The sequence below is a fragment of the Frankia sp. BMG5.60 genome (assembly GCF_059428125.1).
The window spans coordinates 642,453-668,532 of the sequence record NZ_CM182091.1 but is presented as its reverse complement, the minus strand read 5'-3'; the positions used below and the strand labels follow the sequence as shown (position 1 = coordinate 668,532).

Annotated in this window: 16 protein-coding genes; 8 read left to right on the top strand and 8 right to left on the bottom strand. The window is 74.8% G+C overall.

Annotated elements, in window-relative coordinates; all coding sequences use genetic code 11:
• Nucleotides 1-62 precede the first annotated feature (62 nt).
• Both AC5R91_RS02790 and AC5R91_RS02785 read left to right on the top strand, forming a co-directional pair.
• Nucleotides 63-1,415, top strand: a complete 1,353-nt coding sequence (locus tag AC5R91_RS02790; protein ID WP_495395511.1) for a helix-turn-helix transcriptional regulator — start codon at nucleotides 63-65, stop codon at nucleotides 1,413-1,415.
• A complete protein-coding gene (locus AC5R91_RS02785; RefSeq protein WP_495397884.1) occupies nucleotides 1,321-1,932 on the top strand; it encodes a class I SAM-dependent methyltransferase in 612 nt (203 codons plus the stop codon). The genes AC5R91_RS02790 and AC5R91_RS02785 overlap by 95 nt, the downstream gene beginning before the upstream one ends.
• Nucleotides 1,933-2,483: 551 nt before the next feature.
• On the opposite strand, the gene AC5R91_RS02780 is transcribed toward AC5R91_RS02785, so the two are convergent.
• A complete protein-coding gene (locus AC5R91_RS02780) occupies nucleotides 2,484-3,695 on the bottom strand; it encodes a beta-ketoacyl-[acyl-carrier-protein] synthase family protein (protein WP_495397883.1) in 1,212 nt (403 codons plus the stop codon).
• 304 nt (nucleotides 3,696-3,999) lie between these two features.
• Between AC5R91_RS02780 and AC5R91_RS02775 the strand changes: the two genes are divergently transcribed.
• A complete protein-coding gene (locus AC5R91_RS02775; protein WP_495395510.1) occupies nucleotides 4,000-5,091 on the top strand; it encodes a hypothetical protein in 1,092 nt (363 codons plus the stop codon).
• 124 nt (nucleotides 5,092-5,215) lie between these two features.
• On the opposite strand, the gene AC5R91_RS02770 is transcribed toward AC5R91_RS02775, so the two are convergent.
• Nucleotides 5,216-6,040: an SAM-dependent methyltransferase gene (locus AC5R91_RS02770; RefSeq protein ID WP_495395509.1), complete on the bottom strand. Its 825-nt coding sequence runs from the start codon at nucleotides 6,038-6,040 to the stop codon at nucleotides 5,216-5,218.
• Nucleotides 6,041-6,248: 208 nt separating this feature from the next.
• Between AC5R91_RS02770 and AC5R91_RS02765 the strand changes: the two genes are divergently transcribed.
• Nucleotides 6,249-7,856, top strand: a complete 1,608-nt coding sequence (locus AC5R91_RS02765) for an amidase (RefSeq protein ID WP_495395508.1) — start codon at nucleotides 6,249-6,251, stop codon at nucleotides 7,854-7,856.
• A 192-nt stretch (nucleotides 7,857-8,048) separates the two neighbouring features.
• Here AC5R91_RS02765 and AC5R91_RS02760 read toward each other — a convergent pair whose 3' ends face one another.
• From AC5R91_RS02760 to AC5R91_RS02750, 3 genes are read right to left on the bottom strand one after another with little or no spacing between them, the layout of a single operon-like run.
• Nucleotides 8,049-10,298, bottom strand: coding sequence for an ABC transporter permease (locus AC5R91_RS02760; RefSeq protein ID WP_495395507.1), 2,250 nt, complete (start codon nucleotides 10,296-10,298; stop codon nucleotides 8,049-8,051).
• Complete coding sequence (locus AC5R91_RS02755) at nucleotides 10,295-11,062, bottom strand: ABC transporter ATP-binding protein (RefSeq protein ID WP_495395506.1); 768 nt, start codon at nucleotides 11,060-11,062, stop codon at nucleotides 10,295-10,297. The genes AC5R91_RS02760 and AC5R91_RS02755 overlap by 4 nt, the downstream gene beginning before the upstream one ends.
• Entirely contained in the window at nucleotides 11,059-11,583 is a 525-nt protein-coding gene (locus AC5R91_RS02750) for a PadR family transcriptional regulator (RefSeq protein WP_495395505.1), read from the bottom strand. Before AC5R91_RS02750 ends, AC5R91_RS02755 begins: the two co-directional genes overlap by 4 nt.
• Before the next feature lie 536 nt (nucleotides 11,584-12,119).
• Between AC5R91_RS02750 and AC5R91_RS02745 the strand changes: the two genes are divergently transcribed.
• The 4 genes from AC5R91_RS02745 (at nucleotide 12,120) to AC5R91_RS02730 (ending at nucleotide 19,589) form a co-directional block, all read left to right on the top strand.
• Entirely contained in the window at nucleotides 12,120-14,582 is a 2,463-nt protein-coding gene (locus tag AC5R91_RS02745; protein WP_495395504.1) for a hypothetical protein, read from the top strand.
• Nucleotides 14,583-14,623: 41 nt separating this feature from the next.
• A complete protein-coding gene (locus AC5R91_RS02740; protein WP_495395503.1) occupies nucleotides 14,624-15,847 on the top strand; it encodes a DUF58 domain-containing protein in 1,224 nt (407 codons plus the stop codon).
• A 57-nt stretch (nucleotides 15,848-15,904) separates the two neighbouring features.
• Nucleotides 15,905-18,463: a transglutaminaseTgpA domain-containing protein gene (locus tag AC5R91_RS02735; RefSeq protein ID WP_495395502.1), complete on the top strand. Its 2,559-nt coding sequence runs from the start codon at nucleotides 15,905-15,907 to the stop codon at nucleotides 18,461-18,463.
• A 139-nt stretch (nucleotides 18,464-18,602) separates the two neighbouring features.
• Nucleotides 18,603-19,589 carry an AAA family ATPase gene (locus tag AC5R91_RS02730; protein ID WP_495395501.1) on the top strand — a complete coding sequence of 329 codons (987 nt, stop codon included), beginning with the start codon at nucleotides 18,603-18,605 and terminating at the stop codon, nucleotides 19,587-19,589.
• 64 nt (nucleotides 19,590-19,653) lie between these two features.
• Here the strand turns inward: AC5R91_RS02730 and AC5R91_RS02725 are convergent, their stop codons facing one another.
• The 3 genes from AC5R91_RS02725 to AC5R91_RS02715 all read right to left on the bottom strand — a co-directional run bounded on the left by AC5R91_RS02725 (nucleotide 19,654) and on the right by AC5R91_RS02715 (nucleotide 25,885).
• The gene (locus tag AC5R91_RS02725; protein WP_495395500.1) at nucleotides 19,654-20,631 is read right to left on the bottom strand and encodes a CATRA system-associated protein; all 978 of its coding nucleotides are present in this window, start codon (nucleotides 20,629-20,631) and stop codon (nucleotides 19,654-19,656) included.
• 51 nt (nucleotides 20,632-20,682) lie between these two features.
• Nucleotides 20,683-22,353, bottom strand: coding sequence for a CATRA conflict system CASPASE/TPR repeat-associated protein (locus tag AC5R91_RS02720; RefSeq protein WP_495395499.1), 1,671 nt, complete (start codon nucleotides 22,351-22,353; stop codon nucleotides 20,683-20,685).
• 151 nt (nucleotides 22,354-22,504) lie between these two features.
• Nucleotides 22,505-25,885, bottom strand: a complete 3,381-nt coding sequence (locus tag AC5R91_RS02715; protein ID WP_495395498.1) for a hypothetical protein — start codon at nucleotides 25,883-25,885, stop codon at nucleotides 22,505-22,507.
• Nucleotides 25,886-26,080 lie beyond the last annotated feature (195 nt).

Sequence of the window (26,080 nt, the reverse complement as noted above, 5' to 3'; positions counted from 1 at the left end):
AGGTCTGACGAGTAGCCGACAGCGACAGGACGCGCTGGTCCGCGCGCTGCGACGATCGCGGCGTGACGGGTGTGGTCGGGTTCGGGGTGGGCTGGCGGCCGGAGCTGGCCGCGGTGCTCTGCTCCGGGCCCGTAGACGGTGTGGCCCGCGGCGAGGAGTCGGCGGGCGGTCTCGAAGCCGAGACCCTTGTTCGCTCCGGTGATCAAGGTCGTGGTCATGTCCTCAGGGTGCGGCCCGCCGCGATGGTCAGGCAGACGTCGGATCTTCCTGGGACTGCCAGTACCAGGACGGTCCGCCGCGGCGGGGTGCACAGTGGTGCCGTGGCGCCCACGGAGTTCCGGCACCCGGAGTTCGGGCGCACGGTGCGGCGCTGGCGCGACCGGGTCTCCCCGCAGGCGGCCGGGCTGCCCGTCGGCGGCCACCGGCGCGCGGCCGGGCTGCGCCGCGAGGAGCTCGCCCTGCTGGCCGGTATCTCGGTCGACTACGTCACCCGGCTCGAGCAGGGCCGGGCGACCCACCCGTCGGCACAGGTCGTCGAGGCGTTGGGGCGGGCGTTGCGCCTGTCCGCGGCCGAGCGTGAGCATCTGTTCCGCCTCGCCGGGCTCGTGCCGCCGGGCCAGGGCACGGTGCCCGCCTACATCACCCCGGGGGTGCAGCGGATGCTGGACCGGCTGACGGGGACGCCGGTGGCGGTCAGCGACGCGGCGTGGACGCTGCTGCTGGCCAACCCGCTGTACACGGCGTTGATGGGGCAGCGCCGCGGCAGCGAGCGTAACGCGGTGTGGCGCACGTTCCTCGGCGCGCCCAGCCGCGTGCGCCACACCGCGCAGTCCCAGGACGACCTCGAGGTCTCGCAGGTCTGCGCGTTACGGGCGGCGGCGCACCGGTATCCGGCGGACCAGCGGCTGCGTCGCCTGGTCGCCGAGCTGCGCGCGCGCAGCGACCGGTTCGCGCAGGTGTGGGATTCCGGTGCGGTGGGCCGGCCCGCGGCGGGCCGCAAGACCGTCGATCATCCGCAGGTGGGCGCCGTGACCCTGGACTGCGACGTGCTCAGCGTCGCGGGCAGCGACCTGCGCATCCTGGTCTACACAGCCGAGCCCGGCTCGCCCGACGCCGAACGTCTCGCGCTGCTCGCCGTCCTCGGCGCCCGGACGCTTTCTCCGCCGGAGGGCAGGGAAGAGCCGCGCGGGAGCGGGGCGGTCGGCGGCGGCTGCTCGGAAGTCGCCGGGAAGGTAGGCGACGGGGCGGGAACGGGCGATGATCAGCGTCTGCTAGCGTACGGCTGTGTTCGACTGGAGTCACAACGCCTACTACCAGCGGCTGCTGCTGCGCCAGCTGCCGCAGCCTGGCCGGCGGGTGCTGGATGTCGGCTGTGGCGCCGGCGCGTTCGCGGCCCGGCTCGCCCAGCGCAGTGAGCAGGTCGACGCCGTCGATCGTTCCGCCGAGATGATCGAGCAGGCGAGGCGAGGCACCCCGCGCAACGTGCACTGCGTGCTCGCCGATGTGCTGGCTGACCCGCTGCCGGGCAAGGACTACGACGCGATCTTCTCGATCAGCGCGCTGCACCACATGCCGTTGGCGGAGGCGCTCGGGGTGCTCGCGGCCGCCCTGCGGCCCGGCGGGGTCCTGGCCGTCGTTGCTCTGCCCCGGACGGACCTGCGCCACGAACTGCCCGTCGAGATCGTCGCGGCGCTCGGACATCGCCTGCTGGGCGCGGTGTTCTTCGCGAACAGGCTCCTGGGACTGGGAGGCGGAAGCTGGTTCGCGAAGGACCCTGCGCACGCGAGTATGCCGGTGGTCATGAACCCGCCGCTGACCACTCGGGAGGTCGCCCGTCTGGCCGCTGCCGTGCTGCCCGGCGTACGGGTGCGACGGCTGCTGTTCTGGCGTTACCTCCTGATCTGGCACAAGCCGATCACCCCGGCCGGCTGACAGGTCGGGCTCGGCCACAGCACGTCGCCGGCCCTCGCGGCCCTCGCGCGAGCCGCCGGCGCAGCCAGTCCGAGCCGTCCGGCGGCCGGCGCTGTCTGATCAGAACGAGCCCCGAGGCTGCGGTCTGACGGTGAACTCGGTAGTGGGTAAAGCTGGTGCGCAATTCCATCCGGGGAAGCGGTGATCCTGAGCCCATGGACTCTGCGCTGGAACCGGCCCCGGTGGTGGTCCGTCTCGCCCGTGACGACGATTTTCCCGCTGCGCTGGACGTCTGGCGCGAGGCCAATGGCGCCCGTGGACGACCTCCCGACGCTCGCGTTCGCGCAACGCCCTGGAGCTGTGCGGCGGGTCGCGGCGTGCGGTGCGCGGGATCGGGGGCAGGGAAGGCGCACGGCACGCCGCAACGGACCCGTCGGCGCCGTGACCGGTGGGACGGACGGCGGGGCGGGGCCGACGTCACGGCGCGGCCGGCCCCGATGGTCGTTCGGGCGGTGCTGGGTCAGACGGCGGTGCGGGGTCGGACGGCAGTGCGGGTCAGACGGCGGTGCGGGTCAGGCGGCGGTGAACACGAGGGTGGCGTTGTGGCCGCCGAAGCCGAAGGCGTTGGCGACGGCGGCGTGGACGGTGTCGTGGCGGGCGGCGCCGGTGACCACGTCGAGTTTGATCGCCGGGTCGAGGCGATCGAGGTTGCGCACGGGGGGGATCGCGCCGTCGCGCAGGGCGCAGATCGTCGCGATCGCGCCGATGGCGCCGGCGGCGCCGAGGGTGTGGCCGGTCATCGACTTCGTCGCGGTGACCGCCGGGTGGGTGCCGATGGTCTCGGCGATCGCCTCGGCCTCCAGCGGGTCGCCGACCGGGGTGGAGGTGGCGTGGGCGTGCACGAGGCCGATGTCGGTGGGGGCCAGGCCCGCCCGGGTCAGGGCGGTGCTGATGGCGCGGGACTGCCCGGCCGGGTCGGCGGTGACGATGTCGAGGGCGTCGGAGTTGACCGCGGCGCCGGCGGCGACGGCGTGCACCCGGGCGCCGCGGGCGGCGGCGAAGGACTGCCGTTCCAGCACGACGATGCCGGCGCCCTCGCCGAGGACGAAGCCGTCGCGGTCGGCGTCGAAGGGGCGGGAGGCGGCCGCGGGATCGTCGTGGCGGGTTGACAGGGCCCGCATCTGCGCGAACGCGGCCAACGGCAGGTTGTCGATGGCGGCCTCGACGCCGCCGGCGACGACGACGTCGGCGAGGTCGTGCTGGATCATCTCCATGCCGATGGCGATCGCCTCGGCGCCTGAGGCGCAGGCGCTGACCGGGGTGCGGGCGCCGGCGCGGGCGCCGAGGTCGATGCTGACCCAGGCGGCGGGCCCGTTGGCCATCAGCATGATCACCGCGTGGGGGGACATCTTGCGGGCGCTGCCCGCCTCGACGATGCGGTGCTGGCCGAGGGTGGAGGCCACCCCGCCGTAGCCGGTGCCGATGACGACGGCGAGGCGCTGCGGGTCGACCTCGGGCCGTCCGGCGTGCGCCCACGCCTCGCGGGCGGTGACGATCGCCATCTGTTCGCAGCGGTCGAGCCGGCGGCTTTCCTTGCGGGGCAGCGACGCGCCGGGGTCGACGGGCAGCCGCGCGGCGAGGCGGACGGGCAGGTCCGCCGCCCAGTCGTCCTCGAGGACCGTGACGCCGGATCTGCCCGCGAGCAGCCCGCTCCACGTGGTGTCGAGGTCGCCTCCGAGCGGGGTCATCGCACCCATCCCCGTGACGACGATTGTGTCGTGCACCACCCTGTCTCCCCTTCGCTGCCGCTGCCGTGGTGGCGCGGGACGGCCATGTCACGGTCCCGCTGCCGTTGTCCGGGGTTCACCTTCGCAGCCGCGCCGCGCCCGGCCCAGCTCTGACGGCGCCGAGGTCGGCGGCCTGTCCTTGTGGCTTTCCCACAAAGCACGACCGCGAGCACCGGTCCTGCGTGTCGACCCCGGCATGGAGGCGCGGGGTGTGCGGACCGAGCGAGCAGCGTCAGGCCGACGTCGCCGCGGTAATCGATCCACGCCAACCGGTGGCCGATCCTGTGCCACCGTGTTAATCATGACGGTGCTGGGAGACGCGCTGGAAGCGATGGTGACGTCCGCCGAACGGTGGATGTCCCTGCGGACCGAGCTGCACTGGCGGGTCGACGGCGAGGCGCGCGCGGCGGCGCAGAAGGCGACCAACGCGGCGCTCGGCTTGCCCGCCGCGATCTCGCCGCCCGGCGCCCCCGCATCGTGCAGGACGCCCGCGGCGGTGGAGCAGCGGCGCGGTTCCCTGCTGGCCGCCCCGGACCTGCTGCGGATCGACTGGCACGACGACGACGCGGCGATCGTGGTGCGGGGCGAGCAGTGGCGCCGGCGTCGCGACGGTCAGGTGCAGGGTTCGCCGCCCTCCGAGCCTGGTAATCGGCTTGTCGCCCTGTGGATCTCCGAGCTTGTGCTCGTACGGCCCTGGCAGGTCCTGTCCGCCCTGTCGCTGTCCGTCCGTGCCGCCGGGGACCGGGAGGGGCGGCGGGCGACCTGGCTGCGTGGGGTGCTGCGCGAGCCGGGTGCGCTCCGTCAGGTCCACGGCCTTCCCGAGGGCGACGCCTACGACCTGGTCGTCGACGACGCCACCGGACTGCTGCTGGAGCTGACCGCCTGGTCCGGCGAGCAGGAGGTCGAGCGGGCCACCCTGCGCCACCCGCAGGTCGACGGACCTGTCGACGCGGACCGCTTCGACCTGGACACCGTCGGCACGGTTGACGAGTCCGAGCCGCCCGTCGGCCGGTCGCGGCCGCTGGCGGCGCTGGCCGGCGAGGCGGACTTCACCCTGCTCGCTCCACGCGACGAGGCCTACTTCGGCAGCGTCGATCCTGACGACGAGGACGGGATCGCGGTGATGGCGTATCCCGCCGGGGGACGCCCACCCGACCGTCGCCTGTGGTTCACCCAGTCCCGGGGAGCGAGGATGGCGGACCCGGCCGAGTGGGAGACGATCGTGTTGCCGGACGGCACCCCCGCGCGCTGGTGGTCGCCCGCCGCCGACCCCGAGCAGGGCCATCTGCGGTTCGAACGGGCCGGCACCCAGGTCTGGATCCAGGGCCGTGATCACCAGGGCATCCACGATCTTGCCGCCGCCCTCGCACCGGTGCCGCCGGAGCGCCTCTAGGTTTCGGGTGTCCGGCGTCGGGGCGGGGTGGTTTTCGTCAGGAATGCCATGAGTCGCCACGGGCGGGTGGGATGTTGCGACGACTCGACGAACCGGGTCACCACGAGTGGCGAACAATCCCCGATCACGCTTTCCGGGCGACCCCGCCGTAGATGCCGACCTGCGCGTCGCGCAGGGGGGTGGAACGGTCGTCGTCGGGCCGCCAGCGGTGCGCGAGGAGCAGGCCCGGTTCGACCAACTCCAGTCCGTCGAACAGGCGTTCTACCAGGGTGTGGGTGCGGAGCTGGAACGGAAGGCCACGCCTGCGGTAGGCGGCCGCGAACTCCTCGGCTTCCGGGTCGAAATCCGCGGTCCCGTGGGTGAGGACCAGATAGCTGCCCGACGGCAACGCATCGACGAGGCGACGCACGATCGCGTGGGGATCCTCCTCGTCGGAGACGAAGTGGAGGATCGCGACGAGGGACAGGGCGACCGGCCGGGCCAGGTCCAGGGTTTCGCGCAGCTCGGGCGAGTCGAGGATCGCGGCCGGGTCACGGATGTCGGCGTCGATGTAGGCGGTCTGGCCCTGCGGCGTGCCGGTGAGCAGGGCGCGGGCGTGGGTGAGCACGATCGGATCGTTGTCGGCGTAGACGACGCGGGCCTCGGAGACGATGCTCTGGGCCACCTCGTGCAGGTTCGGCGACGTCGGAATCCCCGTCCCGACGTCCAGGAACTGGCTGATCCCTGCCTGCGTGGCCAGGTAACGCGTCGCCCGTGTCATGAAGGCGCGGTTCTCCCGGGCGGTCACCCGCGCGTTCGGAAACGCGGCGATCGCCAGGTCGGCGGCCTCCCGGTCGGCCGGGAAGTTGTCCTTGCCGCCGAGGTAGTAGTCATACATCCCCGCCGGGTGCGGCAGATCCGTCCGCAGCGTCTTGCCCGCCGAGCCCGTGTCGGCACCTGGGTCCGCCATCGCCCTGCCCCCTCACGCTCACGCTCATGCCACCAGACGGTCACCCTGTCGGCAGGGAACGGGGCAGGCCGGACGGATACGCATGAGAATCACGGTGCGCGGCAATCGTCGGTTGGGATGGGTGCCGTGTCCTATCGCCATCGATCGGGCGCTGGGGCGCCTCCGTCGTGACCGTCTCCGTAGGTGTGCCAGGCCACCGCGCGTCGCCATGGCCAGCGGCAGGGCGAATTGTCTGTGGCCGGAGAGCAACATGACGAGTCGAGACGTCTATCCTGTTGCGCGAATCGGAATTTCATGGCCTATTCCAGGGGCCGGTAGCGTCGGAATCATGGAGTGGAGTTTTCAGTCAGCCGAAGAGCTCGCGGCCGCATTGCGTTCCGGTGACGTGACCTCGGCGGAGCTGACCGACGAGGCGATCGCCCGTATCGAGCGCGACGACAAGGTGATCAACGCGATCTGCGTGCCGGACTTCGACCGCGCGCGGGCCGCCGCGCGCGGCGCCGACCAGGCGCGCGCCCGCGGCGAGGACCGGCCGCTGCTCGGCATTCCGGTGACGGTCAAAGAATCCTACAACATCGCCGGGCTGACCACGACCTGGGGCATGCCGCAGCACCGGGACTATGTGCCGGCCGAGGACGCGGTACAGGTGTCGCGGCTCAAGGCCGCAGGCGCGGTGGTGCTCGGCAAGACCAACGTGCCGTTGGGGCTGCAAGATATCCAGAGCTTCAACGAGCTCTACGGCACCACCAACAATCCATGGGATCACGATCGCACGCCGGGCGGATCCTCCGGCGGATCGGCGGCGGCCCTGGCGTCCGGATTCTGCGCGCTGTCCATCGGCTCCGACCTCGCCGGTTCGCTGCGCACCCCCGCGCATTTCTGCGGCATCTATGCGCACAAGCCGACACGCGGACTGGCGGCAACCCGCGGCATGGTCGCGCCGCCGGCACCGCCATTGCCGGTCGACCTCGACCTCGCCGTCGTCGGTCCGATGGCGCGCACTGCCCGCGACCTCGCGATGCTGCTCGACGTCATGGCCGGACCGGACCCGCTGACGCTCGGCGTGGCGCACGACGTGACGCTGCCGCCCGCGCGCCACGAGCGGCTCGGTGACTTCCGGGTCCTGGTCGTCGACGAGCATCCGCTCATTGCGACCGGGTCCGCTGTGCGGGCGGGCGTGAACCGGGTGGCCGACGCGCTTGCCGACGGCGGCGCCCGCGTCGAGCGGCACACTCCGCTGCTGCCCGATCTGACCGAAGCCGCGACTCTCTACACGCAGTTGCTGTTCTCGGGCTCCGTCGCGCGTTTTCCCGTCGAGGCGTACGAGCAGCTGCGGACCCGCGCCGCCGGACTGAGCGCAGACGACCGGAGTCTCGACGCGGCGCGGCTGCGCGCCATGGTGTTCAGCCACCGCGACTGGATCGAGGCGAACAACCGTCGCGAGCTCCACCGCCACGGCTGGCGGCAGCTGTTCGCCGAGTTCGACGCCGTGGTGTGCCCGATCACGCCCACTCCCGCGTTCGGTCACGACCACAACCCCAATCCACTGGAACGCCGGATCGACATCGACGGCGTCGAGTACCCGTACTTCGACCAGCTCGTCTTGGCCGGCCTGGCCACCATGCCGGGCCTGCCGGCCACCGCCATACCAGCGGGCCGGTCCCCCGAGGGCCTGCCGGTGGGAGTGCAGCTCATCGGCCCGATGTTCGAGGACCGCACCCCGCTGCGGCTGGCCGAACTGCTCGAGCAGAAGATCGGCGGCTTCCAGACACCGACGTTAGGGCGTACCACCGGGTGTCCGTCGAGGATGAGGTAAGGATGTTGTCTTTCCACTGACCAGCGGGAACAACCGCCACAACCCCTTTCTGGTGTATTCGGTTCCCACCCCCACAATGGCCAACCAGCATGCTCCCGGTGACGTGGTCGGCTTCGCGGACGGGCGCCACCCGTGACGACGACCGTGATCCGGCCGCGGTGGGGGAGCCGGCATCGGCGCGCGCGGAGCTGGTCAGTCGCTGCGGGTGGCTTCGGGGCCGGTGATGCGGCGCAGCAACGGGAAGGTGGCGGCGAGGACGGCGAGGGAGGCGAGCAGGCCGGCGAGGACGACGAGGTAGTACTCGCCCGCGGGTGGCCGCAGCGTCTCGTGGAGCTGGGAGCGTAGGAACAGGCCCGCGGCGAGGAATCCGGTGCCGATCGACACGACGGTGAGGACCAGCAGCGGCAGCGCGCTTTCCAGGGCGACGACGCGGCGCAGCATCCCGAGGGGGGCGCCGGCGAGCCGCAGCAGACCGAAGGGCCGTCTGCGGTCGTTCAGCCCGGCCACCACACTGACGGCCAGGCTGGCGCCGGCGATCGGCAGGCTGGTGAGGATCACGACGTTCGCCAACTGCTGGTAGGCGGTGGTCAGCCGCATGCCGCGGTCGAGGTCCTCGGCGATGGTGACGGGCAGGTAGGAGGAGGGGTAGGCGAGGTCGAGCACGGTGCGGGCCCGCTCGACCGCCGCCGGCCCGTCGGTGTCCACGGCGAGGGACTGGACCGGAAGGTGGCGCAGACCGTCGAGGGACAGGGCCGCCGGCCAGACCGTCCCGGCGTGGTCGCCGAACCTGGCCTCGAAGTCGGTGCTGAGGGTGGCCGTGTCCGATCCGGCCGCGCAGCGGCCGAGCGCCGGGGTGCCGGACAACTCGGCGCAGGAGACGACACCGATCAGCGGGTCGACGTGCCCCGCGCCGGGAGGCCGATGGATCACGGTCACGCCGCGCACGCCGGGGACCCGGCGCAGATCGCGCAGCAGGGAGGCCGGGATCGAGGCGATGTCCTGCGGTCCTGCGAGGGTGTAGGTGGTGAAGCGGTCGATGAGGGTGTGGCGTTGCGCCGGGCCACGTGCGGCGACATGGTCGCGCGTGCCGGTGGTGCCGTAGGCGTTGATCGTGGTGATGATCCCGACGGCGACGCTGGTGACGAACAGGGCCAGGACGAGACCGGCGACGGCGCGGAAGCCCGCCTGCGGGTTGTCGGCGAGGCGGCGCCCGGCGATGAGCACGGCGGGCCGCTGGGTGCGCCGGGCTGCCAGGCGGGCGCCGGCGTGGGTCAGCCACGGTCCGACGGCGATCAGTCCGATCATGGTCAGCAGGATCCCGGACAGGTATGCCTGGACCTGACCGGCGGTGCTGGCGGGCTGGCCAGCGTGGACGAACCAGACGAGTTCGCCCAGGCCGGCCAGCAGGGGCAGGATCCGCCAGGCCCGCGAGGGGCGGGGGGTCACCTGCCGGGTGACGCCGAGCGGCGAGAGGGTCACCCGGCGCAGCGCCAGGCGGGCCGCCGCCGCGGCGGCGATCGGCACGCCGAACGCGACCAGCAGGACGTCGGCCAGGCTCAGCGACAGGTCGGCGGGGTAGAACGGTTCCCCGGTGAAGGGGATCGGCGCGAGCGCCGGGCGCAGCAGGGCGAACAGCCCGAACCCGGCGGCGACGCCACCGACCGCGGCGACGCTCGACTCGACCGCCGCGATCACCGAGATCTGCCGCGGAGTCGCACCGAGAAGGCGCAGGGCGGCGAAGCGCTGCTCGCGGCGGGCCGCGGACAGCCGCGTCGCGGTGCCGATGAAGATCAGGACCGGGAACAGCAGTGCGGCGGTGACGACGGACAGGACGAGGTCGATGCCGTTCGCGTTGATGCCGACGTCGAGGCACTGCCCGCTGCAGCCGCTGGGCGGTGTGGTGGCGATGGCGGTGACCCGCTCGGCCTGCGGTGTGCGTGCGAGCTGGTCGGCGCGGCGGCCGACGACGACGAGCAGGGAGTCCGGGGCGGGCAGCGCCGCGGGGCCGAGGGTGCCGACCTGCCGTCCCGGGTAGCGGGCGCCGAGTTCGGCGGGCGGGGTGGTGCGCAGCAGCGTGGCCAGCGCCGGGGAGGCGTAGAACTGTCCCGGGCCGGGCAGGCGGGTCAGGCCCGGGGGGAGCGGTGCGTGCGCGCCGGTGGGGGCGACGTCGACCCGGCCGATCTGCCTGCCGTGGAAGGCGTCGACGCTGAGCAGCCACCACAGCGGATCCACCGCGCGGCCAGCCGGCGGTGTCGCCACGTTCGACGCGGTGCCGGTGGCGAGCCAGGCGTAGCGGGCGTTCTGGGCGTTGACGGCGTTGATCCCGGCGAGGGTGGCCAGCAGCATGGCGGCGCCGAGGGCGACGGCGCCGGCGATGAGCGCGAGGCGCACGGCCGACTCCCGGCCGCCGCGCAGGGCCAGGCGCAGGCCGAGCCGGATCACGACGCAACCGGCGCGGGCGGGGCGGGCGGGGCCGGGGCGAGGTCGTAGGAGGTGACCGTGCCGTCGCGGACGATGATCTCACGGTCGGCGTAGGCGGCCACGCGCGGCTCGTGGGTGACGAGGATGACGGTCGTGCCCTGCTCGCGGGCGCTCGCGACCAGCAGGTCCATGACGTGTTCGCCGGTCAGGGAGTCCAGCGCGCCCGTCGGCTCGTCGGCGAACAGGACCTGGGGGCGGCCGACCAGGGCACGGGCGAGTGCGACGCGTTGCGCCTGCCCGCCGGAGAGTTCACCGCAGCGTCGGGTCCGGGTCGCGTCGAGGTCGAGCCGGGTGAACCAGGTCCGGGCGCGGGCCAGCGCCTCGGCGCGGGGGGTTGCGCGCAGCAGCAGCGGCAGCGCGACGTTCTCCTCGGCGCTGAGCTCGGGAACGAGCTGGCCGAACTGGAACACGAACCCGAAGCGGTCGCGCCGCAGCGCGCTGCGGGCGTTCTCGCGCATCGTGTCCACCCGGCGCCCGTCGAGGAGGATCTCGCCGCTGTCGGGGACGAGAATGCCGGCCAGGCAGTGCAGCAGCGTCGACTTGCCCGAACCGCTGGGCCCCATGACGGCCAGAATCTCCCCGGCCCGCACCGCCACGCTGGCGCCGCGCAGCGCCGGCGTCGGCCCGAACGCCAACGTCACCTCCCGTGCCTCGAGCAGCGGGCCGGCCGCCTCGGATCGCCCCCGGGCGGCGGTCCCAGCGGTCTGGGCCGGCTCGGCGCTCACGCGCGCACCACCGCGGCGAGCGCGTCGAGGCGGGCCGCGGTCAGCTCGATCCAGCGCAGATCGGCCTCCAGGTGGAACAGGCCGTGGTCGGCCAGCAGCGCGTCGACCAGGCCGCCGGTCCGTTTCAGCGCGGTCAGCTCGCGCATCCGCTGCAGGTGGGCGGCGCGTTGGCGGTCCAGGTAGCCCTCCGCGGAGCGCCCCGACATCAGGGCCAGCACGACCTTGACGAACAGCACCGTCTGCAGGTGGGGCTCGGGTTCGACGGGTTCGTGCAGCCACGCCTCGACTTCGCTGACCCCCTGTTCGGTGATCACGTAACGCTTGCGGTCAGGACCTGCGCCCGGTTCGGCGTCGCCGACGAGGACTTTTCCGTCCCGGGCCAGGCGGCCCAGGGTGGCGTAGACCTGGCCGAACGGCAGGGGTTTGCCGCGGCCGAAGTAGGCGTCGTAGTCGCGTTTGAGGTCATAGCCGTGGCTCGGCTCTCGCTCGAGCAGGCCCAGCAGGGCCATGGGTACCGTCACACCCCAGTGTCTACATCGAGTGTATACGCGCGGTCAATAGCGGGCGGGTGGTGAGGGGCGAGCCGGGACACGCCTTGTATCGACATCACCATGGCGGATTTCGCGCTGTTCACCCGCGACAAGCCGGCCGACGTCAAGCTTTCCTGCACATGAACGCGCTCGACCAGGGACGGGAACACCCGAGGAGCTCTACCGGGACGGCAATCTTGGCGCCGAGCGGTCCGCGGCCGCGGACAAACTCACGACAGACCCGGCATCCAGCTGGGACGCCAGCGTGGCACGGTTCGGCGACATCCTCACCGCTCTGCTCAGGTGATGAGCCGGGTCAGGGAGCGTGGCTGCGCGTGGGGGTGGGGGTGGGGATAATCCCTGCCCGAAGCACCGTCATGGTCGCGGGAAGCGGGAATGGGTCGCGCCGGGACCGAGGTGCCAAACGGGCCGTGTAGCCTGAGTTCACGAGCATCTGTCCGGGGGTCGCACCACGGGTGTTCTTGACGGGGGTCAAATAGTAGGTGCATTTAGAGGATTCTCGCGTTGTGTCCGTCGCAGGGCGCGGCGTCGTATGGTTCGGCATTCCCGCCGGATGGCGGCGAGCCCTGCCGGTGGTGGTGGCCGCGTCCGTCCTGGTGGCGGGCGTGGGGGCTTTCCTCGGCTGGGGACACGGCGTGGCGCGGGTCGGTTTCGACAGCGGTTCGATGTGGCTGTCCGGGTCGACGGCGGGTGTCGTCGTGCACGCCGCGGGCACGTCGGCGACCGCGGATGCGCCGGTGCCGCTGCCCGGTGGCGCCCACCAGGAGCTGGACCTGGCCGTCGACGGGGACGCGGCCGTCCTCGTCAGCGCGGGGACCACGGGAACGGTGGTGCGCGTCGACGCCTCGGCGCCCGGCCGGCCGGTGGCCAGGGCCTCCTTCGCCGCCGAGGGTGATCACCTCGAGGTCGCCGTCGCCGGAGCCGACGGGTACGTGGTCGACCGCGAGGCGGGCACCATCGTCGTCATCGACCCGAGGTCCCTGCGTCCCCGTGGGCCGGTGCGGCCGCTGGGCGCGCCAGCCGGCGGGCTGTGGCCGGACGGGGAGGGCCGGGTCTGGGTCGCGCTGGCCGGCGGGGTGGTCGTGCCCGTCACCGCCGCGGGCGTGGGCGCACCCGTGGCGGTGACCCGCTCCGGGCGGCCTGCGGTCGTCGTGCTCGCGAACGGCCGCCCGTGGGCCGTCGACGCCGCCGGGGGTCGGCTCGTGGCCCTGCGTGGCGCCCGGGACGTGATCGTGCTTCCCACGGACGGCGGCGGGCGGGCCGCCGAGGTCCGGGTGCCGCGTGGGGACGGCGGGCCGGTGGTGCCACTGATCGTCTCCCCGCGCCGCGCGCTGCTCGTCGACACCCGCTCCCGGCGGGTCCGCACCGTCGCGTTGCCGGCGGGCGGGGCGGCGGACTCCCTCGGCGCGCCCGCGCTGCAGCGGGGAGTGCTCTACACGCCGGACAACCGCAGCGGCCGCGTCGTCACCGTCGACACCGCGACCGGGCGGGCCGGACCTGGTTTCGCCGTGGGCCCCGCCGGTGCGGACATCGATCTTGTCACACGGGGGGCGATGCTGTGGGCCAACGACCGTCGCAGCGGGCAGGCGAGCGTCACCTACGACGGCCGTACCCGCCCGATCCGCCCGCGCCCCGCCGCGCCGCCGGCCACCGAGGCGCACGGGGCCACCAGCCCGCCCACCTCGACGTCCTCCCTGTCGCCCACCCCCACCACCCCGGCGACGAACCCGGCGGCCACCCGAGCGCCGGCGCCCCGAGCACCGACGGCGCACCCGCCCGCCACAGCGGCGCCGGCGGGAACGTCGCCGCACGCCCAGCCACCGCCGTCGACCGGTCCGCGGCCCTCGTCGAGCCGGCCGATCTCGCCGGCCCCGGAGGTACCTCCGCCCGGAACGCCGTCCCCCGCCGGCGAGGGGCCGAGCACGTCCGCCGGCGACCGTTGGGGCGTGCCGACGCCGCCACCGGGACCCACCGCTCCCAGCACCCCGCCCCGCCTGCCGCCGCGTTCGGTCCCACCCCCGCCGCCACCGAGCGCGGGACCGAACGCGGGACCGGGACCGGGGGTCGGCACACCGGTGGGCACCCCGTCCGACGAGGCGACTGGTACCTCGGGCCGCCGGCCCGGTGACATGACGGTGCGGGTGGCCGGCGACTCCCTGGTGGACGTGACCTTCGCGGCCCCGGCAGGGGTGTCGGCCGCCGGGGCGTCGCTGTCGGTCACTCCGGACGCCACGATCGTGTCCACCTCCGGGAACACGTTCCGGGTCCGCGTTCCCGACTGCGGGATGCGCACCTACTCGATCACCTTCCTCGACCCGGCGGTCGCGGCGCTGCGCCACGACTCCTACGGATGCGCGCAGCCGGGTCGTCTCGCGAACCAGCGCATCGTCACCGGCAACGGCTTCTTCGATCTCACTTTCACCCCACCGAGCGGCGGCCCGACCGAGCAGGTGTGCTTTTCCTACACGTTCGTCCAGTTGGGAACGGGCGGCACCCGCGGCGAGAGTGGTTGCCTTCAGCCGTGGGCGGCGGAGTTCACCCAGCTCGCGCCGGACGGGTTCGTCCACTTCGACGTCCGCCTCGGCATGGGCACCTACATCACCAATTTCCACTACCAGGTCTGCAACGCCGTCGGCTGCTCCGAGATCACCACCGACACCATCACCGCCTGGAAGGATCCAGGCTGCTCCTACTGCGTCTACCAGAACATCGACGACCTGCCCCTGCTCGACGCTCCCGGCGGCAGTCCCACCGGCCCCGTGCTGCCCGCGACGCCGCCGAACACCTGGGGTGTCCAGGTGCAGGTGCAGTGCCAGGCGACGGGACCCGCCTGGCCGCCCGACAATCCCCTGTCCACCTGGTGGGACCGGGTGATCTACGACGGCCAGCCCGGCTTCGTTCCAGACGTCTACGTGGGAACGCCGATGTCGCGGGCCAACGAGCCGTCGCCGGGGATCCCGCCGTGCTGAGCGGGCGCGGCGGGGGGCGGCCACGGCTGAGCCGCCGTGGCATGGTCACGGGGGCCGCCGCCGTGGGCGGGCTGGTCGCGGGCCCGCTGCTCGGCTACCCGGAACTGGCGATGCTCGGTGCCGGCGCCGCGGCCGGCGTCGCCCTCGCCGCCGCCGTCGTCTGGCTGCCGCACGTCCCGATGACCGCCACCGTCAGCCTGTCGCGCGCCGTGGCCGCACGCGGGGACGACGTGTCCGCCCGACTGCGGCTTCGGCTGCGCGCACGGCCCGGGCGGCGGCGCGGCGAGGCGGAGATCCAGCTCGCCCTGCCGGGCACGGGATGGGCGGGCCGCGCGCTGCTGGCGGGCATGGTCGACGTCGTCGCCGAGGTGGCGGTGCCGACCGGCCGCCGTGGCCTGCACACGGTCGGTCCGCTGCGCCAGCGCCGCGCGGACCCCTTCGGTCTGGCCGTCCGGGCCCGAGACGTCGGCGAGGCGACGTCGCTGCTGGTGGGCCCGCGAATCCTGCCGATCCCCGCGCCGGCGCGGGCCCGCGTGCACAGCCCCGACGCGGACGCCACGCCGCCCGGACGGCGTGACGGCGGGTTCGCCTTCGCCGGGATTCGGAACTACCAGCCCGGTGACGACCTGCGCCGCATCCACTGGCCGTCGACGCTGCGCGCTCGGGCCGGTCAGCCGCAGACGCTGCTGGTGCGCCGGTTCACCGAGTCCCCCGAGCCCGCGCTGAGGCTTCTGCTGGACACGCGGGCGGCGTCCTGGGCGGCGGACGGTCCGGCGGCGTTCGAGGAGGCCGTCGACGTCGCCGCCTCGCTGGGGGCCGCCATGGTGCGCGCCCGCGGGCGGCTGCTGCTCGCCACCACCACCGCGGCTCACGGCGGCGTAGGCGTCGGCGGGGCGGTTCTGGCCTGCGACGGTCGGCGCGGCGACGTCGACCGGATGCTGGCCTGGCTGACCGTGCGCGGCATCGACGAAGACCCGCCGCGGCCCGTGGCGGCACCCCACACCAGGTGGCCGGCCGGGACGGCGGTGACGACGGTGGTCGTCACCGGGCGGCGCGGGCCGGGGACGAAGGGGCTGACAGCGGTGCTGGCGGCCCACCCAGACGGGCGGGGCCGGCGGAGCGGGGCGGGCGTGTTGCTCGTGCGCCTGGGCGCCGGGCCCCCGGTCACCGAGGCCGCCGTGGGGGGCGTGGCGGTGCTGTGCGCCGCGGACGCGCCGGCGCTGCTGCGGCTGTGGGCCGCGGCCGGTGAGGGGCGCGGCCGGTGAGGGGCGCGGCCGGTGAGGGATGACGTGCGAGGTGCGCAGGGTCAGCGGACGGCCGCCGTGGTTTCTCCGCAGGGGCCGCTGTCCGATCTAGGTGACGGGAGGGGTCTGCGGGGTGAGCGGATCGCCGCTCCGGTGGCGGTCGGGGCGCGCGCCGCGGTGATCGCCACCGTGGTCGTGGCGACGCTGTGTGCCGGGTTCGCGTTCGGTCGTGCGTTCCCCTCGTCCGCGCTGTGGTCGGCAGTGTTGGCGGGTGCGGTCGGGGGACCGGCGGCGCTGGTCGTCGCCCGGCGGCTGGCCGGGCGGTGGCGGGTCGTGCCGGTGCTCGGCGCCGCCGTGATCTGGGAGCTGGCCGGATGGTTCGGTGTTCTGCGGGCGAGATCGGCACCGTGGGCCGCGCGGACGGTGCACGCGCTGGTCGTCGACCTTCCCGACGGGCCGGCCCGGATCCTGGAGTCGACCCTGCCGGTGCGGCCGACTGCCGACCTGCTGGTCGTGCCGTTCACCGTCACCTGGCTCGCCGGCGCCGCCGGGATGATCCTGGCCCGCCGCGACGGGCCGGCGCTGCGGCCTCTGCTGCCCGCCGCACTCGCGGTGGCGGTGGCGGTCCTGCTCGCCGCGCCCGGTCCGGCCGCGATCATCCCCACGGCGGGCCTGGTTGCCTGCGCGGCGGTCCTGCTCGCCGCGGCGCGACCGCCCGCGCTCGCCCTGTCCTCACCGCCGGACGTCCCCGCCACGGACATCCCCGCCACGGACGACCCCACCGCGACCCGGCTCGTCCGCCTGCGTCCGGCCGCGGCGGCCGCGGGTGTCACGGCGCTGGTGGTGGCCGCGGCGGCGCTCGTCGGCGGCGTGGTCGACCGGGGCACCGGGGCCAGGGCCGATCCCCGCGGTGTGCTGCGGCCGCCGACGCATCGCTGGGAGGACGTCAGCCCGCTGAGCAAGGTCAGCGGCTGGCTCGGTGAGCCGGAGCGGGTGCTGTTCACCGCGACGGCGCTGGGCGGGGCGGCACCCGGTCGCACCTGGCGCCTGGCGGTGCTCGACACCTTCGACGGCCGGGACTGGTCAAGCTCGGCGCGTCCGGTGCCCGCCGGGCTCGGCGTGCCCATGCCCAGCCGTGGCGTCGACGGCGCCGCCCGCGCGCGGCTGGGTCCACGCTCGTCGCTGCGTGTCGACGTGGGCGAGCTCAGCGGCCCGCTGCTGCCGACCGTGGACCGCGTCGTCGGCCTGGACGCCCCCGATCTGTCCGTCGACGTCGCGACCGGCACCGTGCTCTCGCGGGTGCCGCCGCGGCCCGGCGCGACCTATGGGCTGCGTGTGCGCGCGGTCAGGGAACCCGGTGCGGCGACGCTCCGCGACGCGGTGGCGCTGCACCCCGACCTGGCGGGGCAGGGGCCGGCGGGGTTGCCGGCGGCCGCGCCGGTGGGCGATGGCGTCGCCTTCGACGGCGCGGTGGCGGGGCCGCTGACCCGGCTCGTCACGGACGTGCGCCGTTCGGCGGCCGGCGGGTACCCGGCGGCGGCACTGCTCGCCGACACGCTGCGTTCCGGTTTCACCTACGATCCGGCGTCCGGCGCGGGGCACGCGCCGGCTGATCTGGCCGCGTTCCTGCAGAAGCGGCGCGCGGGAACCCCTGAGCAGTTCGCCGCCGTGTTCGCCCTGGCCGCCCGGGGCCTGGGACTGCGCTGCCGGCTCGTGGTCGGGTTCCGCGCCGCTGGGTCGCCGCACGCGGGCGTCGCGGTCAGTGTGCGGGGGGCCGACGCCACCGCCTGGCCGGAAGTCGCCTTCGACCGGGTCGGCTGGGTGGCGTTCGACCCCACCCCGCGTCGCGCCGACGGCACGCACCCGGTCGCCGCGGGCGGCGCCGGATCCGGCGACGCGAGCCAGGGCCCGGGCGGCGCGCAGGGCGGCGCGGCGGGCGGGCAGGGATCGGCGGCGGGCGACGTCTCGGCGACGCGCGGCGTGGCGCGGCCACCGGCGCCCGCCCCGCCGCCGCGCCACGACCTGCTGCGCCGCGTCCTGCTGGTCGTCGCCGGTGTGCTGGGCGGAGTGGCGCTGTGCTACCTGCTCGCCGTGCTCGTGCTGCCCCGGGCGGTGCGCGCGGGGTGGCGGCGTCAGCGTTCGCCGCGTCACCGGGTCGGTGGCGCGTGGCTGGATCTGCTCGCCGAGCTGGGTGACGCGGGCACGGCGCCGCCGCTGGCGGCGGGCCGGCGCGCCACGCAGGCGCTCGTCCTGCAGCGGCTCGCCGCCCGAGGGCCCGGCGCCCGACAACAGGCCGGGCGAGGGCAGGCCGGGGGGAGGCAGGGCACTTGGAGGCAGGGCACTTGGAGGCAGGGCGAGGACGCGGCGGCGATGCACCGCCTCGGGGAGCTGGCGGGAATCGCCCTGTACTCGTCGGCGACGCTCACCGACCGCCACGCCGCGCAGGCGTGGCAGGACGCCGACCGGCTGCGCCGGGCACTACGCCGGGCCAGACCGTGGTACCGGCGGGGGATCGACCGGATGCGGCCGCGGCGGTTGCTGCGACCGGGTCCCGACGGGGAGCGGATGGGCCCCGGGCAGCTCGTGCGGGTGGTGCGGGCGCCGCGCGGGCCGCGCCGCGTACGCCTGCCGACCTGAGAGCCGGCATCGATGTGGCCGCGTCGCGCCCACCAGGCGGGCCGTCCGGCGGGCCGTCCGGCGGGCCGTCCGGCGGGGCGGCCGTCGTCGGGCCGCGAGGGATCGGGCCGCGAGGGATCGGACAGCGAGGGAGATGTGGATGGCCAGGGGGCTGCGGGACGGGGCCGGGCTGAGCAGCGCCGGTTACCGTGACCTGTTTGACGATCTGACGGACAACGTCGAGCAGCGGGTCCGCGGGAAGAACGCGGCGGTCCGCCTCGCGCTCGCCTGCGTCCTGGCCCGCGGCCACCTTCTGATCGAGGACGTGCCCGGCGTCGGCAAGACGTTGTTGGCGCGCAGCGTCGCGGACTCCTTCGGGTTGTCCTTCGCGCGTGTCCAGTTCACCGCGGACCTGCTGCCCGCCGACATCACCGGTGCGGAGATCTACGATCAGGCGGCGAACGCCTTCGAGTTCCGCCGCGGCCCGCTGTTCGCGAACGTCGTGCTCGCCGACGAGATCAACCGGGCCTCGCCGAAGACGCAGTCGGCGTTGCTGGAGGCGATGGAGGAGGGGCACGTCACCGTCAACGGTGTCCCGTACCCGCTGCCCGATCCGTTCGTGGTGATCGCCACGCAGAACCCGGTGGAGATGGCCGGCACCTACCCGCTGCCCGAAGCCCAGCTCGACCGGTTCCTGCTGCGGGTGAGCCTGGACTATCCCGACGCCGCCGCCGAGGTCGACGTCCTGCGCGATCATCACGAGGGCCGCCACGCCGTCACGCTCGACGCGGCGTTGCGCGCCGACGAGGTCACGTCGCTGTTCGCGTTCCCGCGGCGGGTCGAGGTCACCGAGCAGGTCCTGCGTTACATCGTCGCGGTCGTGGCCGCGACCCGGGCGATGCCCGGGGTGGCGCTGGGGGCCAGTCCGCGGGCCGGCGTCGCGCTGCTGCGGGCGGCCCGGGTGTGGGCGGCCGCGGCGGGCCGCGGCTACGTCGACCCGGAGGATGTCCAGGGTCTCGCCCCGTCGGTGCTCGCCCACCGGCTGATCCTCGATGCCGCCGCGCCCGCGCAGGTCGGGGACATCGCGGCGCGGCGGGTGGTCCAGGAGGTGCTCGCCCGCGTCCGGCTGCCCCGCGCGTTCGACTGACCGGACACGGATCCCCGCCAGGCGGTGATCGTCGCGGGTGCCGGTCAGCGCAGGGCGTCACGGGTCAGCGCAGGGCGTCGATGACGGCGGCGCGCACGGCGTCGCCGTCGGGCCGTTCGCGGGCGATCCGGCGCCAGGCGTTGCGGGCCGAGCGGGTGCCGACCGGAACGGAACGGCGCACGACGGCCGCCTGCGCGGCGCCGAGCGCGGCGGCGGGGAACGGCGTGGTGAGGGCGAGTTCGACCGTGCTCGCGGTGGTCGTCAGCTCCACGCCGGCGATCAGTGCGCCGGCGGGGTCGCGCCACAGCGGCAGTAGGTAGACGTCGGCGTCCCGGCCGGTGTCGCCGACGGGGCCGGTGTCGCCGGCGGGGGTCGCGACGGTGACGGCGAGGACGTCGCCGTCGTTGCCGCGTTCTCCGACGGCGATGAGCACGTCCACGGTGGCCCGGCCGGTCGAGGTCGCGATGACGCGCATCCCGTCGACGGCGGATTCCACCCGGTCGCCCGCACGGGTGCCGTCGCCGCCGGTGTCGGCGCGGGCGACGAGTCCACGGTCGAACAGCGGCAGCGGTCGCAGGCGTCGCCCGAGTTCGCCGAGCAGGCGGCCCAGGGGCCGGGCGTCATCCGGCTCGGCCCGAGCCTGCGTCCGGGCCTCGTCGCGGGAGCTGTCGGGATCGTCGTCCGCCGCCGTCGGCGGGTCTGCCGGATCGCTGTCGGGAATGCCCAGGTCGTGCACGACGATGTTGCGCAGCAGGCGGGGAAGCCGCGGTGGGGGTTCGCCGCCGGCGCCGTACCGGCGGGCCTCGGACCGTCCGATCGCCGCCAGTTCATCGTGGATCGACCCGAGCGCACCGCGGTCCGCGGCGCGCAGCGCGGTGCGCAGCGCGTCGAGCAGCACGCCGACGCGGTCCCACTGCTCGGGCGGCAGCCGCCAGCGCGCGATCGCCGGGAGCAGCGTCACCAGGTCGGGGTCGGCGGTGCGGTCGAGCGGTGGCGGCGTGTCCGCGGACGGCTGGTCGGCGTTGTCCCCCTGATCCCCCATGGCGGGACAGGGTACTCATGTCGTGGCGGTTCGACTGCGATCCGCCACAGATCACGACGGTGGTGGGGGTGGTTCGGTCAGGCCGTGGCGTCGGGCGAGGTCATGCAACCGGGGGTTGTACGGATAGCGGCGGCGGGCCGCGCGCAGCAGTCGGCGGTACGGCTCGGGGATGGGGCCGCTGTCCAGCACGTGGAACATCTCCGCCCACCAGTCCAGGGGGTTGGTCTGTTCGCCGGGGGGATGGCGGGCGCGGGACAGTCCGATCCGCTCGACGAGCAGCCTTGCCTCCGCACGGGAGTAGCCGTTGGCCAGTTCGGCGGCGAGCCGCTCGCGTTCGTCGTCGGACAGACGGATGTCCGCCGGCCAGGGTAGATCGGTCCGGCCGTCGCCGAGGTTGCCGTCGCCGAGGTTGCCGTCGCCGTCGGCCTCGTCGGCGCCGCCGTGGGTGGCCGCGGTCGCCGCCTGCCCGGCGCGCCGCACGGCGGCCTCGGCGCGTTGCGTGGCCGCGGTGACGAACCCCAGGTCGGCGTCGAGCTGGACGCCGATGTGGCCGGCGAGCGCCAGGTCGTCACCGAAGGCGTCGCCGTCACCGGGGGCGGTGCTCTCGGCGGACAGCAGGGTGCGCATGTTGCGCTCGGCCAGCTCGACGCTGAGGCGCATGGTCGTCAACGTCGCCGTCAGCGACGCCAGATCGACCAGATCGGTGCGCAGCTCCTCCACGGCGACGTCGAACATGCCGGGCGTCGGCGCGTCGCGGCCGTCGCCCCGGCGGCCGTCGAGCAGCCGGCGCAGGTGACGCACCCGCGCCTCGACCCGCTCGAGCTGGCGGCGCATCGGCGCGCCGTCGCCCCACACCCGCCACTGGTAGCGGAGCTTGGCGGCGTTGGCCAGGTAGGCGACCAGCGCGGGAACGGTGCCGTCGTCGTGGACCCAGGTCCAGTCGCTGAGTGCGTCGTCGCCGTCGGCGGGGGCGAGCACGAGCAGCCGCCGTTCGCGGCGGTCGTCGGCGCCGCGCTGCGGTTCCCACACGGCGAACCCGTGCCCGGTGCGCGCGCCGGCGGCCGGCCAGCCGCCGGCGCGCAGCCGCGCCGGTAACGACGGTACGCACGCGCGGGCGGTCTGGGCGTCGGAGGGCACCGGCTGCCCGGCGGCGGCGCCGGGTGCACCCCAGCGTGCCTGGTAGACCCGCGCCACGCCGACGAGCGACGCGCAGGACGGCCCGGTCACGGCGTCCCAGCGTGCGTCGAGCTCCGCCCAGCTCGGCAAGGCAACGGCATCGGGGACGCTGTCGGCATCGGAGACGGCGTCGGCATCGGAGACGGCGTCGGCATCGGAGACGGCGTCGGTGTGTGCCGGCGCCGGGTGGGGGTCGGGGGCGAGCATGACCGACATGCAGAGCAGGTCGTGGTCGCGGCGCAGCACGGCCTGGAAGACGTCGCCGGACTCGCCGCCGTCCGGCTTCTCCTGGGCGGCCAGGATTCCGTCGCCGGCGATGATCGGCGGTGTCAGCGGCAGGTCCGCGGGCAGGTCGCGTCCGGGCACCGGGCCGCCCATCCCGAGTTGGTCCCGGCAGCCGGCCCACACCGCACGCAGGAAGGCGTATCCGGCTGCGGCGCGCGGCCCGTCGGCCGGGGCGAACAGGTGCACCACGAGCTCGGTTCCATACGGTCCGGGCTCCACGGCGGGCCGCGGACGGGCGGGGTGGTCACCGGTGGGGGACACGGTGGTCATTCTGCGGCCCGCCGCGCCGTCGGGATGGGCATCCTGCGCACCATCGTCGTATCTGATGCCTATGTGAGCACACCGAACTCGGGTGCCAACAAACGATCCCCTGGCATCCAGCCATGCTGAGCGGCGTGCAACCGGCCCCCGGTCAGTGCCCGCAGGTTCGGCGGTAGGGGATGTCGGGGGCGAAGCGGGCCCATTCCTGCTCGTTGAGGCCCCGCCAGGTCATCTCGCACGCCTGGGACACCTCGCGGCCGACGTCTCGGGCCAGACCGTCCAGATCCCACAGCGCCGCACCGCCGGCCGGCTCCGCGCCGATCAGTGGCGTTCCCCTGCCTTCGGTCGCCAGGATGGCCGTGCCCTGGTCGAGGCCGGCTGCCGTCGCCAGGCGTCGAGGCCGGGTGGCGTCGCGCACATCCCACAGCGCCGTCTGCGCATCCCGCCCGCCGGTGACGAGCACGGAGCCACCCAGGGCAAACGTCGCCGCGGGGGCCGCGCCGGTGTCTGCGGGGACGGTGGCCAGGCGGCGCACGTGAGCCGGATCGTCGACGTTCCACAGCGTGGGTGCGGTGGTGGGGCCGGCGGTGGCGAGCTGATGGCCCGCCGGGGAGAAGCGGGCGACGGTCTGCCCGGGGGTGCGCAGGTACGTGCCGAGCCGGGGATGGGCGGGATCACGGGTGTCCCACAGGACGGTGTCGGCCGCGGCGGCGGTGACCAGCAGGGCGCCGTCCGGGCTGAACGTGGCGTCGGTGAGGTCGTCGGTGTAGGTCCCACGCAGGACCCGCAACAGCGACGGGCGGGTGGGCGTGGCGATGTCCCAGAGGTCGAGCACGCCGTCGGAGGCGGTGACGAGCGTCTTCCCGCGGGGCGAGAACGCCAGAACCGTCGCGTCGGTCCGTCCGAACGCGCCGTGACGCAGGACCGGTCCGAGTCGGGACGGCCGGTCTGGACGCCGCATGTCCCACAGGGTGGTTCCGGCTCTGTCGCCGGTGGCGAGCAGGGTGCCGTCGGGGCTGAAGGCGACGGACTGCAGGTACGGCTCGCCCGGGGTGAGTGTCGCGCGTCGGACGGGCCGGCTCGGGTCGCGCACGTCCCAGACTCCGACGTGGTCGCCGGCGACGATCGCTGCCAGCGAGCCGTCGGGACTGACCCGGATCGCGGCAGCGGAACCGGCGAGCCGCGCGGCGGGTGTCAGCTCGGCGGGGTCCGCGCGGGGCGGACGCCACAGCGTCGCGCCGCCGTCCGCGGCCGCGGTGACGAGCAGGTCCGCGGCGGGGAAGGTGACCGCGGCCAGCGGCGGCCCGGGGCTCGTCGCGGCCTCCCGGCGCGGCCGGGCCGGATCGCGCAGATCCCACAGGACCACCCGGCCGTCCTCCCGGGTGACGGTGGCGCAGGCCAGCCGGGTTCCGTCCGGGCTCCAGGCGATGTCCTGGGACGTCCCACCCGCCTCGAGCGCGGCCCGCACGACGACGCGGGTGGGATCGTGCAGGTCCCACACCCGTGTCCTGCCGTCGGTGTCGGCCGTGGCCAGCAGGGTGGCATCCGGCGACAGCGCGATCGCGTCGCTGCGCGCCTCGGGCGGGGCCGGGACGCGACCGAGCCGCCGGGCCCGCTGCGGGTCGGCGACATCCCAGACGCCGATGCCGCCGCTCGTGCCCAGCGCCAGCGTGGTGGCGTCGGCGTCGAGGGACACCGTCGCCTCGTCGCCGACTCGGCCGGGGGGATCCACCGGCAGGACAGCGAGGCGGCGGGGATGGTCGGCGTCGTGGGTGTCCCACAGCACGCCCCCGGCGGTGGAGACGGTGACCAGCAGCCGGCCGTCGGCGGAGAACCGAGCGTCGTCCACCGTGCCGCGCGGCGCGGGCAGCGTCGCGCGACGGCGGGGATGGGCCGGGTCCCGCAGATCCCACAGCGAGCTCTCACCGCCCAGGACGGTGGCCAGCATTCCCCGACCGTCGAGGGTGAGGACGTCGACGCCGGTGGGCGACGGCAGCGTCGCGATCTCCCGCGGCCGCGGCGAGGCGAGGTCCCAGACGTGGATACCCGCAGCGGAACCGGCGTGGGGATCGGCGCGCGGATCGGCACCGGTCGCGGTCACCAGGATCCGCCTGCCCGGGTCGACGACCGCCGCGGGCACCGCGGTGCGGTGGCCGACCGTGGCCTGGCGGATCGGTACGGCGTCGAGGGTCGCGCGCAGGGCCGCGAGGCGTGGTGGGGTGTTGCCGTCGAGGGCCGCGGCGGCGATCTGCAGGCGCAGCGCGGTCATCGGATCGTGGTCGGCGAGGGTGACGGCCTGGGCCGACAGGGCGCTGACGGCGGTGTCGTGGCGGGCCTGGGCGGCCCGGCGCCGCTCGGCGGCGGCGTTGCGGGACAGCACGATCCCCAGGGTGCTCGCCGCCAGCGCGATGATGAGCGTGACGGCCACGGGCCAGGCGAACGCCGGGTTGAGCGTGGTTCTCGTGCGGCGCACCGCCTCGGCGACCGTCGCCGCCCCGGCCGTGGTGATCCCGGCCTCCTTCGCCTTCTGCCGGGCGTCCTCGGCGTTGGCGGCCGGGACGACGATCCGTCCCAGGTCGGCGGCGCGGGCGGCCTGCAGCTTGTTGGCGATCGTGGCCGGTTCGACGGGCGCGAGGGCGGTGCCGTGCACGTCGAGGGCGGCGGTGACCGCGCAGCGCCGGTCCAGCCGCCGTGGGCTGATCCGGCTGGTCAGTCGGCGTAGCCGGTGCAGTTCGACGAGGCCGACCGCGGCCGCGCCACCCAGCGAGCCGTCCGCGAGGTCGTTGACGGGCCGTCCGTCGTCGCCGACGACCGACCAGGTGACGCAGGTCCCGGTCCGGGCCAGCGGCGAGCCGTGCCAGGCGCGGATGAGCGAGTCGGCGAAGGCGGTGTCAGCGAGTAGGAAGGCCATGACCGGCTCGGGGTGCAGGCCGGGCGGTCCGCCGTCCACGACCGCCAGGCGCAGACGGGCGTGGCCGCCGCCGGTCGTCCGGTCGAACAGCACCGGCAGCCGCACCAGCCGTGTCACCGGGGGTTCGTGGCCGGTCAGGTGCAACGCCAGCAGCGTCAGCAGGCCGCGGTGGGTGATCTGTGGCGTCGTGTCGACGGCGTGCAGGACCTCGTGGGTCAGCCCGCGCTCCGCGCGATGTCGCGCTCCGGTCGCGTCGCCGTGGCCGGTCTCGTCGACGCAGGGCAGCGCGGCGCGCGCCCAGTGTCGCGCGGCGACCCGGACCTGCTGGCGGGCGGCGGCGCCGCACAGCGCCCGGATGACGGCGACGATCGCGGCGGCGGCCGCGAGATCGAAGGTGTCCGTGGCCTGCTCGTCGGCGAGGGGATCGTCCGCGCCGGACTCGGCATCGGATGAGGCATCGGATCGGGCGCCGGGCCAGCGCCGGCCCGACTCCGTGAGCGCCTCGTACATCAGGGGGTCGACCATCGTGGAACCGGCGTCGAGCAGCGTCGCCAGCCTGTCGCGGGTCTCGTCGTCGACGCGGGCGGCCGCGTACAACGCCGACCATGCGTCCAGGCGCATGGTCAGCTGCAGATAGCGCTCACGCCGGGCGGCGGCATCGCGGGCCGCACGCCGTTGGGTAACCGCGATGGGCGCGCCCGTGAAAGGCGCATCCGATCCGTTTCCGTGCCCCCGATCCCCCATGACCGAAAAGGCTACCCATGCCCCCCGGGCCGACGATCAGCACGTACACCCGCTGCACGCCACCAGCCCCAC

Coding starts and splice junctions, on each gene's coding strand:
- AC5R91_RS02775 (WP_495395510.1), top strand. CDS start 4,000: ATGACGGTGCTGGGAGACGCGCTGGAAGCGATGGTGACGTCCGCCGAA.
- AC5R91_RS02770 (WP_495395509.1), bottom strand. CDS start 6,040: ATGGCGGACCCAGGTGCCGACACGGGCTCGGCGGGCAAGACGCTGCGG.
- AC5R91_RS02765 (WP_495395508.1), top strand. CDS start 6,249: ATGGCCAGCGGCAGGGCGAATTGTCTGTGGCCGGAGAGCAACATGACG.
- AC5R91_RS02740 (WP_495395503.1), top strand. CDS start 14,624: ATGGTCACGGGGGCCGCCGCCGTGGGCGGGCTGGTCGCGGGCCCGCTG.
- AC5R91_RS02730 (WP_495395501.1), top strand. CDS start 18,603: ATGGCCAGGGGGCTGCGGGACGGGGCCGGGCTGAGCAGCGCCGGTTAC.
- AC5R91_RS02725 (WP_495395500.1), bottom strand. CDS start 20,631: ATGGGGGATCAGGGGGACAACGCCGACCAGCCGTCCGCGGACACGCCG.
- AC5R91_RS02715 (WP_495395498.1), bottom strand. CDS start 25,885: ATGCGCCTGGACGCATGGTCGGCGTTGTACGCGGCCGCCCGCGTCGAC.